Raw genomic sequence first — 17,583 nt, forward strand, 5'->3', positions numbered from 1 at the left:
AGTTGCACGATCCTGGGGCCGCTTCGCAGCCCAGCGGGAGCAAGCTCCCTCGCCACGAAAGCTCACGCCGTTTCCGAGAATCGCCCCACCGCCCATAAAGCTTTATCATGGCCGCAGTTTTACGGATCGGGTCTGTCATGAAGTTCGCCATCGCGCTGTTTTCCGCCGCCCATGCGCCCTCCTCGCGCCGCGCCTTGCTGTTTGCGCAAGCCGCGCTGGCTGGTGGGCATGAGATCGTGCGGCTGTTTTTCTACCAGGACGGCGTCTACAACGCCGATAACAGCATCGTCACGCCTCAGGATGAGCAGGATCTGCCCCGGCAATGGCGAACCTTCGTCAGCGACCATCAGCTCGACGGCGTCGTCTGCATCGCGGCGGCGTTGCGCCGTGGTGTGCTCAACGCTGAAGAGGCCCAGCGCTATCAGCGTTCGGCAATCAGCGTCGAAGCGCCTTGGGCCCTTTCCGGACTGGGTCAGCTGCACGATGCGATCCAGGACGCCGACCGCTTGATCTGTTTTGGAGGCGCATGATGGCCAAGTCGTTATTGCTCATCAGCCGTCAGTCTCCGTGGTCTGGCCCCGGAGCCCGGGAAGCGTTGGACATCGTGCTGGCCGGCGGTGCGTTCGACCTGCCCATTGGCCTGCTGTTTCTCGATGACGGCGTGTTCCAGCTCAGCGCCGGGCAAAACGCCAAGGCCCTCCAGCAAAAAGACCTGAGCGCCAATTTGCAGGCATTGCCGATGTTCGGCGTCGAAGACCTGTTTGTCTGCGCCGACAGCGCCGCCGAGCGTGGTATCGCCACCGACGCCCTGGCAGTGGACGCTTTGAAAGTGCTGGGCGCAGCGGACATCGCCGCGCTCATTGACCGTTACGACCAGGTGATCACCCTCTGATGTCGACTTTGCATGTGTTGTCCCATTCGCCGTTCGGTGATAACCGCCTCGCCAGTTGCCTGCGGATACTGGGGAGCCAGGATGCGCTGCTGCTGTGCGGCGACGCGACTTACGCGCTGCAACCTGGCACCGAACCGTTCGCTGCACTCCAGGCCTTCGGGCGCAAGGTGTTCGTCCTTGCCGAAGACGCCCAGGGCCGTGCCCTGCACATTCCGGACTGGGCCGAAGCCATCGATTACTCAGCCTTCGTCGAGCTTTCAATCGAGCATGACAAGGTCAACTCCTGGCTATGAACGTGCTGACCGTGGGCGCGCGCAGCATTGCGCTGGACAAGGACGGCTACCTGGCCGATCTCAATGACTGGTCAACGGAAGTGGCCACAGCCCTGGCCGCCGCCGAAGACATCGAGCTGAGCCCCGAGCACTGGGAAATCCTCGAACTGCTCCGGGCCTTCCACGATGAATTCCAGCTGTCCCCCGCCACTCGGCCGCTGATCAAGTACACCGCGCTGAAACTCGGCGCGGACAAGGGCAACAGCCTGCACCTGAACCGATTGTTCAAAGGCACTCCCGCCAAACTCGCCGCCAAGCTGGCGGGCCTGCCCAAACCGACGAATTGCTTATGACCGACTTTCCTTCGCTGACCCTCGAGACCCCGGCCGAACATCCGTTCGCCCAATTCGTGCGCATCCTTGGCAAAGGCAAGCGCGGCGCCCGCAACCTCACCCGTGAAGAAGCCCGCGAGGCCATGGGCATGGTGCTCGATGAGCAGGTCGAAGAGACCCAGCTCGGCGCCTTCCTGATGCTGTTGCGGCACAAGGAAGAAAGCGCCGAGGAAATGGCCGGCTTCGCCGACGCCCTGCGTCAACGCCTGGTGGTTCCACAACTGGCGGTAGACCTCGACTGGCCGACCTACGCCGGGAAGAAGCGCCACCTGCCGTGGTATCTGCTGGTGGCCAAATGCCTGGGGCAGAACGGCGTGCGGATCTTCATGCACGGCGGCGGCGCCCACACGGCGGGTCGGCTCTACACCGAACAGTTGCTTGGTTTGCTGGATATTCCCTTGTGCCGCGACTGGCAACAGGTCGGCACGGCGCTGGACAACAGCGGTCTGGCCTTCATGCCGCTGGTGGACTGGGCACCGCAGATGCAACGGATGATCGACCTGCGCAACACCCTCGGGCTGCGCTCGCCGATCCATTCCCTGGCGCGGATCCTCAATCCACTGGGCGCACGTTGCGGTCTGCAAAGCATCTTCCATCCTGGCTACCAGGCCGTGCATCGCGAGGCCAGCGGGTTGCTGGGCGACACCGCCATCGTGATCAAGGGCGACGGCGGCGAGATCGAAATCAATCCGGACGCCGACAGCCATCTGTACGGCACCACCGGTGGCGCCAGTTGGGACGAAGAATGGCCACGCCTGTCGGAGCAGCGCCACGTCAAGCCGGAGCGCCTCGACCCTGAGCATTTGAAAGCCGTCTGGCGCGGCGACGTCGAGGACAGCTACCCGCAACTGGCGTTGATCGCCACGATGGCTTTGGCCTTGCGCGGCCTGGGTTTGTCTCGCGAAGACGCGTTCGACAAAGCCCGGCAATATTGGGACGCGCGGAACAGATCGATTTAGTCGATCATCAGCGCCCAACCTTTGCGCTTTTTGTTCGAACCTATCGGCATAGACTCTCCTCCAACGTTTACCAGGCTGAGGAGATCGAGATGGGTTTGTTGGTCGAGGGCCGCTGGCAGGACCAGTGGTATGAAAGCAAGGACGGCAGTTTCCAGCGTGAACAGGCGCAACGCCGCCACTGGATAACCGCCGACGGCAGCGCCGGCCCTTCCGGCGAGAGCGGTTTCGCCGCCGAAGCCGGTCGTTATCATCTCTATGTGTCCCTCGCCTGCCCCTGGGCCCATCGCACGCTGATCTTGCGCAAGCTCAAGGGCCTGGAAGAGCTGATCGATGTTTCAGTGGTCAGCTACCTGATGCTGGAAAACGGCTGGACCTTCGACCAGGCTCACGGCTCGACGGGCGATAAGCTCGACCACTTCGACTTTCTGCACCAGCGCTACACCGCCGATACACCGGACTACAACGGCCGTGTCACTGTGCCGGCGCTGTGGGATAAACAGCAGCAGCGCATCGTCAACAACGAGTCAGCGGAAATCATCCGCATGTTCAACAGCGCCTTCGATGGTTTGACTGGCAACGACCTGGATCTCTATCCAGAGCACCTGCGCGGCGAAATCGATGGGTTGAACGAGCGCATCTATCCGGCGGTGAACAACGGCGTCTACCGCGCCGGCTTCGCCACCACCCAGGCGGCTTACGAAGAAGCCTTTGATCAGCTGTTTGCCGAGCTGGACCATCTGGAAGCCCTGCTGGACACCCGCCGCTACCTGGCTGGCGAGTACCTGACCGAGGCCGACATCCGCTTGTTCACGACGATGATCCGTTTCGACGCGGTGTACTTCGGCCACTTCAAATGCAACCTGCGACGCATCGCCGATTATCCGAACCTGTCGAACTGGCTGCGGGAGATCTATCAGTGGCCAGGCATTGCCGAGACAGTGGATTTCACGCATATCCAGGGGCACTACTACGGCAGCCACAAGACCATCAACCCCAATGGGATCGTGCCCAAGGGGCCGAAGCAGGACTTCAGGGTGGCGCATGATCGAGGGAGGTTGAGTGGGAAAGGGATCTGGCGCGGGGCCCGGGATTGATCCTGGATTTTCGCTTTGATTGAGGGCCTCATCGCGAGCAGGCTCGCTCCCACAGTTGATCAGTGTTGAAATACAATGGTTACACACAGTCCCCTGTGGGAGCGAGCCTGCTCGCGAAGGGCGCGGCGCGGTCTTCAGACCTGCCCCTGTGCCCCTTCAAACCAAGCCAGCTTCTCGCGCAACTGCACCACTTCCCCGACGATCACCAGTGTCGGCGCATGCACCTCGTGCTCGGCCACCAGCCGCGGTAGGTCCGCCAAGGTACCGGTAAACACCCGCTGGTTTGAAGTCGTGCCTTGCTGGATGAGCGCCGCCGGCGTGTCCGCCGCTCGACCGTGCTTGATCAATTCGTTGCAAATCACCGGCAGCCCCACCAGGCCCATGTAGAACACCAGGGTCTGCGCTGGCGATACCAGGTCCGCCCAGGGCAGATCGCTGCTGCCGTCCTTGAGATGGCCGGTGATGAAACGCACCGACTGGGCGTAGTCGCGATGGGTCAGCGGGATCCCGGCGTAAGCCGCGCAACCACTGGCCGCCGTAATGCCCGGGACCACCTGGAACGGGATGCCATGGGCCGCCAGTTCTTCGATTTCTTCGCCGCCACGACCGAAGATGAACGGATCGCCGCCCTTCAACCGCACCACACGCTTGCCCTGCCGGGCCAGGTCGACCAATTGCTGGTTGATCTGGTCCTGGGGGACCGCGTGCTCGGACCGGCGCTTGCCAACGTAAACCCGCTCGGCGTCGCGCCGGCACAGCTCGAGGATCGCCGGGGCCACCAGACGGTCGTAAAGCACCACGTCCGCCTGCTGCATCAGGCGCAGCGCGCGGAAGGTCAGCAGGTCCGGGTCACCCGGCCCCGCGCCTACCAGATAGACTTCGCCCGGCGCGTTTGGCGCCTGGCCGTCGATCTTCTCGCGCAGCAGCCGCTCGGCCTCGGCGCCCTGCCCGGCCAGTTGACGGTCGGCGATCGGGCCCTGGAAAACCTCTTCCCAGAATGCCCGCCGTTGCTGCACATCGGGAAACAGTTGCTTGACCTGATTGCGAAAGCGCGCCGCCAGGCCGGCCAGTTGCCCGTAGGTCGATGGAATCCAGGTTTCCAGCTTGGCGCGGATCAGCCGTGCCAGCACCGGCGCGTCGCCGCCGCTGGACACCGCAATAACCAGCGGCGAGCGGTCGACGATCGCCGGGAAGATCACGCTGCACAGCGCAGGCGCGTCCACCACGTTGACCGGTACGCAGCGCTTGTGGGCGTCGGCCGAAACCTGGGCATTGAGCGGCTCGTCATCGGTGGCGGCGATGACCAGGCCGCAGCCGTCCATATCCGCTTCGACGTAGCCACGCAGCACGCATTCGCCGCCGCTGCCACTGACCAGTTCCCGCAACTGCGGTTCGATGTCGGGTGCGACCACCCGCAGCAGCGCACCGGCATCCGCCAGCAGGCGAGACTTGCGCAGGGCAATCTCGCCGCCGCCGACCACCAGCACGCGGCTGCCGCGCAGGTTGTGGAACAGTGGCAGATAGTCCATTTAGCCGATGACCTCGATGCCGCCCATGTACGGCTTCAGCACTTCAGGCACCCGGATCGAGCCGTCGGCCTGCTGGTAGTTTTCCAACACGGCGACCAGCGTACGACCCACCGCCAGGCCGGAGCCGTTGAGGGTATGGACCAGTTCCGGCTTGCCGGTTTCCGGGTTGCGGAAACGCGCCTGCATGCGGCGGGCCTGGAAGTCACCGCAGTTGGAGCACGACGAAATCTCGCGGTACTTGTCCTGGCTCGGGATCCAGACTTCCAGATCGTAAGTCTTGACCGCGCTGAAGCCCATGTCGCCGGTGCACAGCGCCAGGGTGCGATACGGCAGCTCGAGCAGTTGCAGGACCTTCTCGGCGTTGGCGGTCAGGCTTTCCAGGGCTTCCATGGATTTCGACGGCTCGACGATCTGCACCATCTCGACCTTGTCGAATTGGTGCTGGCGGATCATGCCGCGGGTGTCACGGCCAGATGCGCCGGCTTCACTGCGGAAGCACGGCGTGTGGGCGACAAACTTGATCGGCAGTTGCTTGGCGTCGACGATTTCGCCGGCAACGATGTTGGTCAGCGAGACTTCGGCGGTCGGGATCAGGTACAGATCGGCTTCGCCGTCGCGAGCGATCTTGAACAGGTCTTCCTCGAACTTCGGCAACTGACCGGTGCCTTGCAGCGCCGGTGCCTGGACCAGGTAAGGCGTGTAGGCCTCTTCGTAGCCGTGCTCGGTGACGTGCAGGTTGATCATGAACTGCGCCAGTGCGCGATGCAGACGGGCGATCGGCCCGCGCAGCAGGGCGAAACGCGCGCCCGACAGCTTGGCGGCGGTTTCGAAGTCCAGCCAACCGAATTTCTCGCCCAGGGCGACGTGGTCCTGTACCGGGAAATCGAAGGCTTTCGGCGTGCCCCAGCGACGTACTTCGACGTTACCGTCTTCGTCTTCACCCACCGGCACCGATTCGTGAGGCAGGTTCGGGATGCCCAGCAGGATCGAATCAAGCTCGCTCTGGATCGCGTCCAGTTCGGTCTTGCCGGCACTCAACTCGCCCGCCATGCGCTCGACATCGGCCATCAGCGGCGCGATGTCTTCGCCGCGCTGCTTGGCCTGACCGATGGACTTGGAGCGCGCGTTACGTTCAGCCTGCAGGGCTTCGGTGCGGGTCTGGACGGTCTTGCGCTGTTCTTCCAGCGCTTCGATGCGCGCGACATCCAGGGCAAAGCCACGGGATGCCAGGCGGTCCGCTACGTCCTGAAGGTTGCTACGTAACAGTTTGGAATCGAGCATGTCGGTCTCTCGTTATCAAAGTTTGGTCAGGGACAGGCCGGCCCAGGTGGCGAGCAGCCCGCCGAACACGCTGATGGCCGCATAGCCCAGGGCCAGCGGCACCTGCCCGCTTTCCAGCAGGCGCACCGTATCCAGTGAAAAGGATGAAAAAGTCGTCAGGCCGCCAAGAAAGCCGACCATCAACCCCGCGCGCACCTCGATGGGCACTTCGGGGCGAATCAGAAACAGGCCGTATAGGACGCCGATCAGCAGACAGCCCACGATATTAACGGCCAGCGTCGCGGTATAGAAGTGCCGCGGCCAATTTGCGCTGATCCAGTTGCCCGTGGCGAAACGCAACAATGTACCGGCAACGCCGCCGGCGGAGACTGCGAGAATCAAGGGGATCACGGTTTTCTCCGCTGCCGTGGACTTAATCGGTCCAATTGCGCCAAGTGGTTGAGCTTCTCGCCGATCTTCAGCTCCAGGCCACGGGGCACCGGCTGATAGAACCGTTGGGGGTCGAGTTCCTCGGGAAAATAGTCTTCGCCGGCGGCGTAAGCGTCAGGCTCGTCATGGGCGTAACGGTATTCCTCGCCGTAGCCCAACTGTTTCATGAGCTTGGTCGGCGCGTTGCGCAGGTGCAACGGCACTTCCAGAGAGCCGTGCTCGGCGGCGCTGCGCATCGCCGCCTTGAAGCCCATGTAGACGGCGTTGCTTTTCGGCGCGCAGGCCAGGTAGGTAATGGCCTGTGCCACGGCGAGCTCGCCTTCCGGGCTGCCGAGGCGTTCCTGCACGTCCCAGGCCGCCAGGCACAGGCTCAGCGCGCGCGGATCGGCGTTGCCGATGTCTTCGCTGGCCATGCGCACCACGCGGCGCGCGAGGTACAGCGGATCACAACCGCCATCGATCATCCGCGCAAACCAGTACAGCGCGCCGTCCGGGTTGGAGCCGCGCACCGACTTGTGCAGCGCCGAAATCTGGTCGTAGAACGCCTCGCCGCCCTTGTCGAAGCGGCGCCGGGTATCGCCCAGCAGGCTTTGCAGCAGTTCGACACCGATCTCGCTGTCGTCTTCGGCCAGGTCCGAGGCGTTTTCCAGCAGGTTGAGCAGGCGCCGACCATCCCCGTCGGCAGCGCTGAACAGTATCTGGAAACCTTCGTCGCTGAGGCTCAGGTGGCGCTTGCCCAGGCCGCGCTCTTCGGTGAGCGCGCGATGCACCAGCTTGCGCATCGCCGCCTCGTCGAGGCTCTTGAGCACGTAGACCCGCGCGCGGGACAGCAAGGCGTTGTTGAGCTCGAACGAAGGGTTCTCGGTGGTAGCACCGATGAAAATCAGCGTGCCATCTTCGACATAGGGCAAAAAGGCGTCCTGCTGCGACTTGTTGAAGCGATGCACTTCATCGACGAACAGGATGGTGCGCTTGCCGTACTGGCCGGCCTGCTGCTTGGCGATTTCCACCGCCTGGCGAATCTCCTTGACCCCGGCCAGCACGGCCGACACCGTTTCGAAATGCGCGTCCGAGACTTCCGCCAGCAACCGCGCCAGGGTGGTCTTGCCGACCCCCGGCGGGCCCCAGAAGATCATCGAATGCAGGGCGCCCTGCTCCAAGGCTTCGCGCAGGGGCTTGCCGCGGGCGAGCACATGTTCCTGGCCGACGTACTCATCCAGGTTGGTGGCCCGCAGGCGGGCGGCCAATGGCTGGGCAATCGGGGCGCTTCGAAACAGGTCCATGATTACTTACACAACCTCCGCTGGGTCCTGGTTTGTACCAAGATGCCTTTGTGGGAGCGGGCTTGCTCGCGAATGCGGTGTGTCAGTTAACAATAATGTCGATTGATACACCGCATTCGCGAGCAAGCCCGCTCCCACACACAGGGATCCGGGATTTATTCCTGGATCACATCCGCACCCTTGGGGATGTCGAACTTGAACTTGGACGCGGCGATCGGCTCGTTGGCCTTGACCCCGGTGAACAGGATATTGGTGCGCTGGCCGACACTGTCGATCAGTTGCATGTCGTTGACCAGGCCGTTGCGGAACGACAGGCGCAGGCTGTCGAACAGGCTGTCCTTGGTCTTCGGCTTGAGAGTGAAGTCAATCACGCCACCGGCCTCCTTGGAGGTGATGTCGAAGCTCTGGCTGATCTCCGAGATATCGCCGGAGAGCAGCAGCGCCGGGGTCTGGGTCAGGCGCTGGTCGAGGGTCTTGATGGTCACCTGTTCAAGGTCCGGGTCCCACAGGGAAACTTTCTTGCCATCGGACACCATCAGCTGTTCGGCGGGTGCATCGGTGTGCCAGTAGAACAGGCCAGGGCGCTGCAGGGCCATGTCGCCAGCGGTTTCCTGCAACTGGGTGCCGCTGCCGTCGAGGGTCAGCTGGGAGAAACGCGCAGTCAGGGTCTGGGAGCCGCCCAGCAACTGGGTCAGGCGGGCCACATCTTTCTCGCCGGCATGGGCCGACAAGGTAGACAAAGCCAATACGGGCAACAACAGCATGCGAATCAGGCGCATGGGAGTCCTCATGAATTCGTGGGGGGCGAGCGGCGCGTCATCACGCCGCCCGGGTTGTCAGTCGCGCATCGGGCCCGGCGCCAGCACTTCGCGCGAGCCGTTGGTGTTCATGGCCGTCACGACCCCGGCCATTTCCATGGCCTCGATCATGCGTGCGGCGCGGTTGTAGCCGATCTTCAGCTTGCGCTGTACGGCGGAAATCGAGGCACGGCGACTCTCCAGGACGAACTGCACTGCTTCGTCATAGAGCGCATCGGTCTCGGCATCGTCGTCACCGCCGCCACTGCTGCCCTCGAAACCGCTGCCGGCCTCTTCGACACCGTTGAGGATGTCGTCGTTGTATTCAGGCGCGCCACGCAACTTCCAGGCTTCGACCACGCGGTGCACTTCGTCATCGGAGACGAACGCACCGTGGACACGGATCGGCAGGCTGGTGCCGGGCGGCATGTAGAGCATGTCACCGTGGCCGAGCAATTGCTCGGCGCCGCCCTGGTCGATGATGGTCCGCGAGTCGATCTTGCTCGACACCTGGAACGCCATGCGGGTCGGGATGTTGGCCTTGATCAGACCGGTGATCACGTCCACCGACGGCCGTTGGGTGGCGAGGATCAGGTGAATACCGGCCGCACGGGCTTTCTGGGCGATACGGGCGATCAGTTCTTCGACCTTCTTGCCGACGATCATCATCATGTCGGCGAATTCGTCCACCACCACCACGATGGTCGGCAGCTTGTGCAACAGCGGCGCTTCGTCGTGGATGCTTTCGCGGTGGTAGAGCGGGTCGCTCAACGGCGTGCCGGCTTCCTCGGCCTCCTTGACCTTGGCGTTGAAGCCCGACAGGTTGCGCACGCCCATCTTCGCCATCAGCTTGTAGCGGCGCTCCATCTCGGCAACGCTCCAGCGCAGGGCGTTGGCCGCGTCCTTCATGTCGGTGACCACCGGGCACAGCAGGTGCGGGATGCCTTCGTAGATCGACAATTCGAGCATCTTCGGGTCGATCATGATCAGCTTGGCGTCTTCCGGGCCGGACTTGAACAGGATCGACAGGATCATCGCGTTCACCCCCACCGACTTACCCGAACCGGTGGTACCGGCCACCAGCAGGTGAGGCATCTTCGCCAGGTCGGTGATGACCGGCTTGCCGCCGATGTCGTGGCCCAGGGCCAGGGTGACCGGTGACTTGTGATTGTCGTACTCGGGGGTCGAGAGCACCTCGGAGAAGCGCACGATCTGGCGATCCTCGTTGGGGATCTCGATGCCCACGGTGGTCTTGCCCGGGATCACTTCCACCACCCGCACGCTGGTGACGGCCAGGGAGCGCGCCAGGTCCTTCGCGAGGTTGGCGATACGGCTGACCTTGACGCCGGCGGCCGGCTGGATTTCGTAACGGGTAATGACCGGACCCGGATGGATCGAATCCACCGACACCTCGACACCGAACTCCTTGAGCTTGATCTCCAGCAGGTGACCGACGGCCGCCAGGGATTCGGGGGAATAATTGAGTTGTTTCTTTTCGGCAGGATCGAGGATCGAAATCGGTGGCAAGGTCCCTTCCACCGCGCTGTCGACGAACAGCGGCGCCTGTTTTTCCTTCTGCACGCGCTTGCTCTGCTCCGGCGGCTTGGCCGGGGCCATGGTGATGACCGGCGGCACCTGCTTTTCGCGCTCGGACATGTGCTTGCTCAGGGCCTGCTCACGCTCGATCAGGCGTTCCTTGACCTTCGCCTGCTCGCGTTTGTCCGGAACGGTGGGCGCCACGACGTCATGGACCCGATCGTCCACTTCACGCAGTTGCGCCACCAGTTGCTTGCGTTCGTTGCGCGCCGCCCACCAGCGGTTCAGCGCACCCTGGATCAATTCGATGAGGTCGAGCGTGATCTTGCCGGTCACGTCCATGACCTTGAACCAGGACAGGTCGGTGAACACTGTCAGGCCGAAGAGGAACAGTGCGATGAACAGCAGCGTGCTGCCCTGGATATTCAGGGCATTGCGCGCCAGATCACCAAGGCTCTCGCCCAGCGCACCACCCGCCCCGGCCGGCAGGCCGGTGGGTGCGTGGAAATGGATATGTGCCAGCGCGGCGCCCGACAACACCAGGAACACCAGGCCAATCAGGCGCCAGGAGAACAGCCAGCCGCTCCACTGCCAGGGCTCATGGCGCTGGCGGAAAATCTGATAGGTCTTGATCGCCAGCAGCAGCGGGAAAATATAGGCGAAATAGCCCAGCACCATGAACAGGATGTCAGCGCTGTAGGAACCGGCCGGCCCGCCGAAATTCTGCACGTCTTCGATCTTGCTGTTGTGGCTCCAGCCCGGATCGTCCTTGCCGTAGGTCAGCAAGGCCATCATCAGGAACAGGCACAAGGCCCCAATGGCGATCAACGCACCTTCCTTGAGCCGGTAGTGCAATTGTTGGCGCCAGAGCGGAACGACTGTCTTGGGTGCTGCGGTGGATTTCTTCAAAACGCTTCTTTTCCTGCGCCAATGGCGCGTCCATCTGTTGAATGACTATAAAAACTGCCCACGGGGAGCAGGTAAAAAAAGTGAATGTGCTCAACCGGTACTACTTTTACCACTGAGGCATGTTTTACCACTGTGGCATGCGTCCGGAAAACCGCAGGTGTTGCCGAAGATTTGACCTTTTGCCCGTCCTGCGTTCAAAACTCAAGCATTGTACGGGTTTGTCTTGCCAGAGGCATTGCCCGCGCGCCCGGCGACAACCTGGCCAGAAACGGGTCATCGGGCGCCAATTTGAGCATGCATTCTCTTTTGTGACAAAGGCTTATGAGGTGTTTTTTATGAGCGAAGCGAAGCATTCACGCCTGATCATTCTCGGTTCGGGCCCTGCAGGGTACAGCGCGGCAGTCTATGCGGCCCGCGCCAACCTCAAACCCGTTGTCATTACCGGCATACAGGCCGGTGGCCAGCTCACCACCACGGTCGAAGTCGATAACTGGCCCGGCGATGTCGAAGGCCTGACCGGTCCCGTACTCATGGAACGCATGCAGCGGCACGCCGAGCGCTTCGACACGCAGATCGTCTACGACCATATCCATACCGCCAAGTTGCAACAGCGACCGCTCGAACTGGTCGGCGACAGCGGCACCTATACCTGCGATGCATTGATCATCGCCACTGGCGCCTCGGCTCAATACCTGGGCCTGCCTTCGGAGGAAACCTTCGCCGGCAAAGGCGTGTCCGCCTGCGCGACCTGTGATGGCTTCTTTTATCGAAACCAGGTGGTGGCCGTTATCGGTGGCGGTAACACGGCGGTTGAAGAAGCCTTGTACCTGTCGAACATCGCCAGGGAAGTTCACCTGATTCACCGCCGCGACAAGCTGCGCGCGGAAAAGATATTGCAGGACAAGCTCTTCGAAAAGGCAGCCAACGGCAATATCCGCCTGCACTGGAACCAGAACCTGGATGAAGTGCTGGGTGACGCCAGCGGCGTGACCGGCGCGCGCCTGCGGCACAGCGAGACGGGCGATACCAGCACGTTATCCCTGGCCGGAGTGTTCATCGCCATCGGACATAAACCCAACACCGATCTGTTCCAGGGCCAGTTGCAGATGCGCGACGGCTACCTGATTGTGCGTGGCGGCAGCGAAGGCAATGCCACCGCCACTGACATCGAAGGTGTTTTTGCCGCCGGCGACGTGGCTGACCACGTCTATCGCCAGGCCATTACGTCCGCTGGCGCCGGTTGCATGGCCGCGCTGGATGCAGAGAAGTATCTCGATGACATCCCGGCCGTTTGACGGTTAACCTCTAGGGCGGGCCTATGACAGGGCCCGCTCCCCTCCCCTTCTGCAAGTCCGGATAACGATGCTGACCTGGTTACAACGCAACACGTTCGATTTCCCACCGCTGGAAAAAGCCATGCGCGACCCCAATGGCTTGCTGGCCGCCGGCGGGGATCTTTGCGCCGATCGGTTGATCCAGGCCTATCGCCACGGCTGCTTTCCATGGTTCTCGGAAGGACAGCCGATCCTGTGGTGGTCACCGGACCCGCGCACCGTGCTGTTTCCCGACGAACTGCATGTTTCCCGTAGCCTGAACAAGCTGTTGCGCAAGCAGCGCTATCAAGTGACGTTCGACCGGGACTTCGCGGCGGTCATCAAGGCCTGCGCCGCACCCCGCGATTATGCCGACGGCACCTGGATCACCGACGCCATGCAGACCGCTTATCTGGAACTGCACCGGCGTGGCTTCGCCCATTCGGTGGAGGTCTGGGACCAGGACCAGTTGGTGGGCGGCTTGTATGGCCTGGCGATGGGGCAGCTGTTTTTCGGTGAGTCGATGTTCAGCCGGGCCGACAATGCGTCGAAATTCGGCTTCGCAACCCTGGTCCAACATCTCAAGGAAGCGGGTTTCGTGCTCATTGACTGCCAGATGCCCACCGAGCATCTGCACAGCCTGGGCGCCCGGTCGATTCCCCGCGCAGCGTTTGCCGATTACTTGAAGGCGCACCTGGACCAGCCCAACCAGGCCACTTGGCTTTGCTGAGCGATATTCGCGCGACTGGCTTACACTTGAATTGAAGTTTTATCCCGAGGGTTGATCATGACCGAGTTGGCGCGCTTGAAGTTCTATGCCACTCAACCTCACTCTTGCAGTTATCTGCCGGAGGAGCAGGCCACGACCCTGTTCCTCGACCCGAGCCAGCCCATGGATGTGCATGTCTACGCAGACCTGTCGGAAATGGGCTTTCGGCGCAGTGGCGATCATCTTTACCGGCCCCATTGCCAACACTGCAATGCGTGCGTTCCGGCGCGCATTCCCGTGGCGCGATTCACACCCAATCGCCAGCAAAAGCGTATTTTCAAGCGCAACGCTGACTTGCAGGTGCGCCCGGCCAAGCCGCAATTTACCGAAGAATATTTTGACCTGTACCAGCGCTATATCGAGCAACGCCACGCCGATGGCGACATGTACCCGCCCAGCCGGGATCAATTCTCGACGTTCCTGGTGCGCGACCTGCCGTTCTCGCGCTTCTACGAGTTCCGCCTCGATGGCCGACTGGTCGCCATCGCCGTCACCGACCTGCTGCCCAATGGGCTTTCGGCGGTGTACACGTTCTATGAGCCCGACGAAGAAAAACGCAGCCTGGGGCGTTTTGCGATTCTCTGGCAGATCAACGAGTGCCGGCGCCTGGGCCTGGATGCGGTGTACTTGGGCTACTGGATCAAGAGCTGCAAAAAAATGAACTACAAGACCCAATATCGGCCCATTGAATTGCTGATCAACCAGCGGTGGGTTGTCCTGAACTAAGGGCTCGCTCGCAATGAGTGCCCCGATGCAAGTACCCGACTCGTCGAGTATCCCAAGAACCCCTTGGCTTGCCCCCCCTTTTTCGGGCACAATGCACGCCGCTTTTGCCTGGCGCAGTTGCACCGGGCCATTCACTGGATACCGAGGGCTTTACTGCATGTCGAAAGAAGACAGCTTCGAAATGGAAGGCACTGTCGTCGACACCCTGCCCAACACCATGTTTCGTGTGGAGTTGGAAAATGGGCACGTCGTAACCGCGCATATCTCCGGCAAGATGCGCAAGAACTACATTCGTATTCTTACCGGTGACAAAGTGCGCGTCGAGCTGACGCCCTATGACTTGAGCAAAGGGCGCATCACTTACCGCGCTCGCTAACAAGTCAATACAAAACGCCCGGCTGATGTCGGGCGTTTTTGTTTGCCTGGGATTTGATGGCTGCCCCGAAACAATGTGGGAGCGAGCTTGCTCGCGATAGCGGTGGGTCAGTTTGCATCGGTGTCGAATGTGCCGCAGCCATCGCGAGCAAGCTCGCTCCCACATGGGATTGCGGTGTCGCATATAGCAAAAAGGCGCCTTTCGGCGCCTTTTGCTTATTGCGGTGTACGATCAGGCCATTTCCGCCGTGGTTTCGAAGTCGAACGTCAGCTCGCCATCCTTGATGTCGATGTGGACCACACCGCCATGCTCGGCCAGTTCGCCAAAGAGGATTTCCTCCGCCAGTGGGCGCTTGATCTTGTCCTGGATCAGGCGAGCCATTGGCCGCGCTCCCATCGTCACATCGTAGCCACCTTCGGCGAGCCAGCTGCGGGCCGCATCGGTAACCTCCAGCAACACCCGCTTGTCTTCGAGCTGCGCCTGAAGTTCGGTAAGGAACTTGTCCACCACGCTCTTGATGACTTCATGGCTGAGGCGACCAAACTGGATGATAGTGTCCAGGCGGTTACGGAACTCAGGCGTGAAGCTCTTCTTGATCACTTCCATCGCATCGGACGAGTGATCCTGATGGGTGAAACCGATCGAAGCGCGCGCAGCGGTTTCAGCGCCGGCGTTGGTGGTCATGATGATGATCACGTTGCGGAAATCCGCCTTGCGTCCGTTGTTGTCGGTCAGCGTACCGTGGTCCATGACCTGCAGCAGCAGGTTGAAGACTTCCGGATGCGCCTTCTCGATCTCATCGAGCAACAGCACGCAGTGCGGCTGCTTGGTGATCGCCTCGGTCAACAGGCCGCCCTGGTCGAAGCCGACATAACCTGGAGGCGCACCGATCAGCCGCGATACGGTGTGACGCTCCATGTACTCGGACATGTCGAAGCGCACCAGCTCGATCCCCAGCGCCTTGGCCAACTGCCGTGCCGCCTCGGTCTTGCCGACACCGGTAGGCCCGGCGAACAGGAACGAACCGACCGGTTTGTCCGGCGACTTGAGACCCGCGCGCGACAGCTTGATGGCGGTCGACAGCGAGTCGATGGCCGCATCCTGGCCGAACACCGTGAGCTTCAGGTCGCGCTCCAGGTTACGCAGCAGCTCCTTGTCGGAACTGGTGACGTGTTTGGGGGGAATCCGCGCGATCTTAGCGACGATGTCCTCGACCTGTGGCACGTCGATGCGCTTGACGCGGTTCTCCACCGGTTGCAGGCGCTGGTAGGCACCCGCCTCGTCGATGACATCAATGGCTTTGTCCGGCATGTGCCGATCATTGATGTAGCGCGAGGCCAGCTCGGCGGCGGCGCGCAACGCTTCATCGCTGTATTCGATGCTGTGGTGCAGCTCGAAACGCCCTTTCAGGCCGCGCAGGATGCCGATGGTGTCTTCCACCGACGGCTCCGAGACGTCGACTTTCTGGAAACGCCGGGCCAAAGCACGGTCTTTCTCGAAAATGCCACGGAATTCCTGGAACGTGGTCGAGCCGATGCAACGGATATCACCCGAAGAGAGCAACGGCTTGAGCAGGTTAGAGGCATCCATGACGCCACCCGACGCAGCACCGGCACCGATGATGGTGTGGATCTCGTCGATGAACAGGATCGCCTGCGGACGTTTCTTCAGCTCGCCGAGCAGCGCCTTGAAGCGTTTCTCGAAGTCGCCGCGGTATTTGGTACCGGCCAGCAAGGCACCCAGGTCGAGGGAATAGACGACACTGTTGGCCAGCAGGTCCGGCACCTGGTTATCGACGATGCGCTTGGCCAGGCCTTCGGCGATCGCGGTCTTGCCCACGCCCGCCTCGCCTACCAGCAGCGGATTGTTCTTGCGACGCCGGGCCAGGATCTGCGCCACGCGCTCGACTTCCGCCTCGCGCCCGACCAGCGGGTCGATACGACCCTGACGGGCCAGTTCGTTCAGGTTGCTCGCATAGGCATCCAGGGGATTGCCTGAAGAAGAAGACTCACCGCCCTCGTCGTCCTGCATGTCCTGCTCACCCTCGGAATGATCGCCATGCCCGGGCACCTTGGAGATGCCATGGGCGATGTAGTTGACGACATCGATACGCGCCACGCTCTGCTGCTTGAGCAGGAAGACCGCCTGGCTTTCCTGCTCGCTGAAGATCGCGACCAGGACATTGGCGCCGGTGACTTCGCGCTTGCCCGAGCTCTGTACGTGAAAGACAGCACGCTGCAATACACGCTGGAAGCCCAGGGTTGGCTGGGTTTCGCGATCCTCGTCATGAACGGGGATCAATGGCGTGGTGGAGTCGATGAACTCCTGCAGATCATGCTTGAGTTTATCGAGGTTTGCGCCGCAGGCACGCAAAACGGTGGCGGCAGCCTCATTATCCAATAGGGCCAGCAGCAGGTGTTCGACGGTCATGAATTCATGACGCTTCGAACGAGCCTCCTTGAAGGCAAGATTGAGGGTGACTTCGAGCTCGCGGTTTAACATAGCTTCACCTCATACCCAAGTGGTCGGCGTTAACCGTCCTTCTCGATTTCACAGAGTAGCGGATGCTGGCTTTCCCGGGCGTACTGGTTGACCTGCATGGCCTTTGTCTCGGCGATGTCGCGGGTAAACACTCCACATACTGCCCGTCCCTCTGTATGGACGGCCAGCATGACCTTGGTCGCCAGCTCGCGATTCAGGTTAAAAAACACCTCGAGCACTTCGACGACGAAATCCATCGGTGTGTAGTCATCGTTGAACAAAACCACCTTGTACATCGGTGGAGCCTGTAAAGCGGGCTTTGATTCCTGAACAGCAATACCCGCTGAATCGTCGTCATGTAGATCCGGGCGATCCTGATTGAATGTTAGTCGAATCTGGCTGATTGCATGCATGGAAAGAAAGGTTCGTTTAGTTGGCGAATACAGTGATGGGGCCGCTTGCAGGCGATTTCAACCGCTACTGCCCGATCACCTTGACTATCGGCAAATCGGTGTTACAACCAATAGAGCCCACCGTGGGTTAAA

Annotated in this window: 18 protein-coding genes; 10 read left to right on the forward strand and 8 right to left on the reverse strand. The window is 61.6% G+C overall.

Annotation, left to right across the window (positions count from 1 at the left end; translation table 11 throughout):
* Nucleotides 1-137: 137 nt before the first annotated feature.
* The 6 genes from tusD to J3P89_RS17610 all read left to right on the forward strand — a co-directional run bounded on the left by tusD (nt 138) and on the right by J3P89_RS17610 (nt 3,609).
* On the forward strand, nt 138-530 hold the full coding sequence (tusD, locus tag J3P89_RS17585; RefSeq protein WP_434603751.1) for a sulfurtransferase complex subunit TusD: 393 nt from the start codon (nt 138-140) through the stop codon (nt 528-530).
* Nucleotides 530-892 (forward strand): sulfurtransferase complex subunit TusC, encoded by a 363-nt coding sequence (gene tusC / locus J3P89_RS17590; RefSeq protein ID WP_434695080.1) that lies wholly within the window; start codon nt 530-532, stop codon nt 890-892. The genes tusD and tusC overlap by 1 nt, the downstream gene beginning before the upstream one ends.
* Complete coding sequence (tusB, locus tag J3P89_RS17595; protein ID WP_434695082.1) at nt 892-1,185, forward strand: sulfurtransferase complex subunit TusB; 294 nt, start codon at nt 892-894, stop codon at nt 1,183-1,185. Before tusC ends, tusB begins: the two co-directional genes overlap by 1 nt.
* Entirely contained in the window at nt 1,182-1,517 is a 336-nt protein-coding gene (locus J3P89_RS17600; RefSeq protein WP_305495521.1) for a TusE/DsrC/DsvC family sulfur relay protein, read from the forward strand. The genes tusB and J3P89_RS17600 overlap by 4 nt, the downstream gene beginning before the upstream one ends.
* Nucleotides 1,514-2,515 carry a glycosyl transferase family protein gene (locus J3P89_RS17605; RefSeq protein ID WP_434695083.1) on the forward strand — a complete coding sequence of 334 codons (1,002 nt, stop codon included), beginning with the start codon at nt 1,514-1,516 and terminating at the stop codon, nt 2,513-2,515. The genes J3P89_RS17600 and J3P89_RS17605 overlap by 4 nt, the downstream gene beginning before the upstream one ends.
* Before the next feature lie 89 nt (nt 2,516-2,604).
* Entirely contained in the window at nt 2,605-3,609 is a 1,005-nt protein-coding gene (locus J3P89_RS17610) for a glutathione S-transferase family protein (RefSeq protein WP_434695084.1), read from the forward strand.
* Between the two features lie 134 nt (nt 3,610-3,743).
* On the opposite strand, the gene cysG is transcribed toward J3P89_RS17610, so the two are convergent.
* From cysG to J3P89_RS17640, 6 genes are all read right to left on the reverse strand, one after another.
* Complete coding sequence (gene cysG, locus J3P89_RS17615; RefSeq protein WP_434569007.1) at nt 3,744-5,138, reverse strand: siroheme synthase CysG; 1,395 nt, start codon at nt 5,136-5,138, stop codon at nt 3,744-3,746.
* Entirely contained in the window at nt 5,139-6,419 is a 1,281-nt protein-coding gene (serS, locus tag J3P89_RS17620) for a serine--tRNA ligase (RefSeq protein ID WP_305495528.1), read from the reverse strand.
* Nucleotides 6,420-6,434: 15 nt separating this feature from the next.
* Nucleotides 6,435-6,809, reverse strand: coding sequence for a fluoride efflux transporter CrcB (gene crcB / locus J3P89_RS17625; RefSeq protein WP_207961507.1), 375 nt, complete (start codon nt 6,807-6,809; stop codon nt 6,435-6,437).
* A complete protein-coding gene (locus tag J3P89_RS17630; RefSeq protein WP_434603736.1) occupies nt 6,806-8,131 on the reverse strand; it encodes a replication-associated recombination protein A in 1,326 nt (441 codons plus the stop codon). The genes crcB and J3P89_RS17630 overlap by 4 nt, the downstream gene beginning before the upstream one ends.
* Before the next feature lie 155 nt (nt 8,132-8,286).
* Nucleotides 8,287-8,910 carry an outer membrane lipoprotein chaperone LolA gene (gene lolA / locus J3P89_RS17635; protein WP_186710180.1) on the reverse strand — a complete coding sequence of 208 codons (624 nt, stop codon included), beginning with the start codon at nt 8,908-8,910 and terminating at the stop codon, nt 8,287-8,289.
* 57 nt (nt 8,911-8,967) lie between these two features.
* The gene (locus J3P89_RS17640; RefSeq protein WP_434569010.1) at nt 8,968-11,373 is read right to left on the reverse strand and encodes a DNA translocase FtsK; all 2,406 of its coding nucleotides are present in this window, start codon (nt 11,371-11,373) and stop codon (nt 8,968-8,970) included.
* Between the two features lie 335 nt (nt 11,374-11,708).
* On the opposite strand from J3P89_RS17640, the gene trxB reads away from it, so the two are divergent.
* From trxB to infA, 4 genes are all read left to right on the forward strand, one after another.
* On the forward strand, nt 11,709-12,668 hold the full coding sequence (gene trxB, locus J3P89_RS17645) for a thioredoxin-disulfide reductase (protein WP_434695086.1): 960 nt from the start codon (nt 11,709-11,711) through the stop codon (nt 12,666-12,668).
* A gap of 67 nt (nt 12,669-12,735) precedes the next feature.
* Nucleotides 12,736-13,416, forward strand: a complete 681-nt coding sequence (gene aat / locus J3P89_RS17650; protein ID WP_434569012.1) for a leucyl/phenylalanyl-tRNA--protein transferase — start codon at nt 12,736-12,738, stop codon at nt 13,414-13,416.
* A gap of 57 nt (nt 13,417-13,473) precedes the next feature.
* A complete protein-coding gene (locus tag J3P89_RS17655; RefSeq protein WP_434695087.1) occupies nt 13,474-14,181 on the forward strand; it encodes an arginyltransferase in 708 nt (235 codons plus the stop codon).
* A gap of 157 nt (nt 14,182-14,338) precedes the next feature.
* Entirely contained in the window at nt 14,339-14,557 is a 219-nt protein-coding gene (infA, locus tag J3P89_RS17660) for a translation initiation factor IF-1 (RefSeq protein WP_002553999.1), read from the forward strand.
* Nucleotides 14,558-14,788: 231 nt separating this feature from the next.
* Here the strand turns inward: infA and clpA are convergent, their stop codons facing one another.
* Nucleotides 14,789-17,059 carry an ATP-dependent Clp protease ATP-binding subunit ClpA gene (clpA, locus tag J3P89_RS17665; protein WP_305495539.1) on the reverse strand — a complete coding sequence of 757 codons (2,271 nt, stop codon included), beginning with the start codon at nt 17,057-17,059 and terminating at the stop codon, nt 14,789-14,791.
* A gap of 29 nt (nt 17,060-17,088) precedes the next feature.
* The gene (gene clpS, locus J3P89_RS17670; RefSeq protein ID WP_305495541.1) at nt 17,089-17,451 is read right to left on the reverse strand and encodes an ATP-dependent Clp protease adapter ClpS; all 363 of its coding nucleotides are present in this window, start codon (nt 17,449-17,451) and stop codon (nt 17,089-17,091) included.
* Nucleotides 17,452-17,583: the final 132 nt, after the last annotated feature.

It is taken from the genome of Pseudomonas sp. Z1-14 (genome assembly GCF_051132005.1).
Taxonomy (GTDB): domain Bacteria; phylum Pseudomonadota; class Gammaproteobacteria; order Pseudomonadales; family Pseudomonadaceae; genus Aquipseudomonas.

Coding starts and splice junctions, on each gene's coding strand:
- J3P89_RS17655 (WP_434695087.1), top strand. CDS start 13,474: ATGACCGAGTTGGCGCGCTTGAAGTTCTATGCCACTCAACCTCACTCT.
- trxB (WP_434695086.1), top strand. CDS start 11,709: ATGAGCGAAGCGAAGCATTCACGCCTGATCATTCTCGGTTCGGGCCCT.
- tusB (WP_434695082.1), top strand. CDS start 892: ATGTCGACTTTGCATGTGTTGTCCCATTCGCCGTTCGGTGATAACCGC.
- tusC (WP_434695080.1), top strand. CDS start 530: ATGGCCAAGTCGTTATTGCTCATCAGCCGTCAGTCTCCGTGGTCTGGC.
- J3P89_RS17600 (WP_305495521.1), top strand. CDS start 1,182: ATGAACGTGCTGACCGTGGGCGCGCGCAGCATTGCGCTGGACAAGGAC.
- clpA (WP_305495539.1), bottom strand. CDS start 17,059: ATGTTAAACCGCGAGCTCGAAGTCACCCTCAATCTTGCCTTCAAGGAG.
- J3P89_RS17605 (WP_434695083.1), top strand. CDS start 1,514: ATGACCGACTTTCCTTCGCTGACCCTCGAGACCCCGGCCGAACATCCG.
- tusD (WP_434603751.1), top strand. CDS start 138: ATGAAGTTCGCCATCGCGCTGTTTTCCGCCGCCCATGCGCCCTCCTCG.
- J3P89_RS17610 (WP_434695084.1), top strand. CDS start 2,605: ATGGGTTTGTTGGTCGAGGGCCGCTGGCAGGACCAGTGGTATGAAAGC.
- lolA (WP_186710180.1), bottom strand. CDS start 8,910: ATGCGCCTGATTCGCATGCTGTTGTTGCCCGTATTGGCTTTGTCTACC.
- clpS (WP_305495541.1), bottom strand. CDS start 17,451: ATGCATGCAATCAGCCAGATTCGACTAACATTCAATCAGGATCGCCCG.
- aat (WP_434569012.1), top strand. CDS start 12,736: ATGCTGACCTGGTTACAACGCAACACGTTCGATTTCCCACCGCTGGAA.
- serS (WP_305495528.1), bottom strand. CDS start 6,419: ATGCTCGATTCCAAACTGTTACGTAGCAACCTTCAGGACGTAGCGGAC.
- J3P89_RS17630 (WP_434603736.1), bottom strand. CDS start 8,131: ATGGACCTGTTTCGAAGCGCCCCGATTGCCCAGCCATTGGCCGCCCGC.
- cysG (WP_434569007.1), bottom strand. CDS start 5,138: ATGGACTATCTGCCACTGTTCCACAACCTGCGCGGCAGCCGCGTGCTG.
- infA (WP_002553999.1), top strand. CDS start 14,339: ATGTCGAAAGAAGACAGCTTCGAAATGGAAGGCACTGTCGTCGACACC.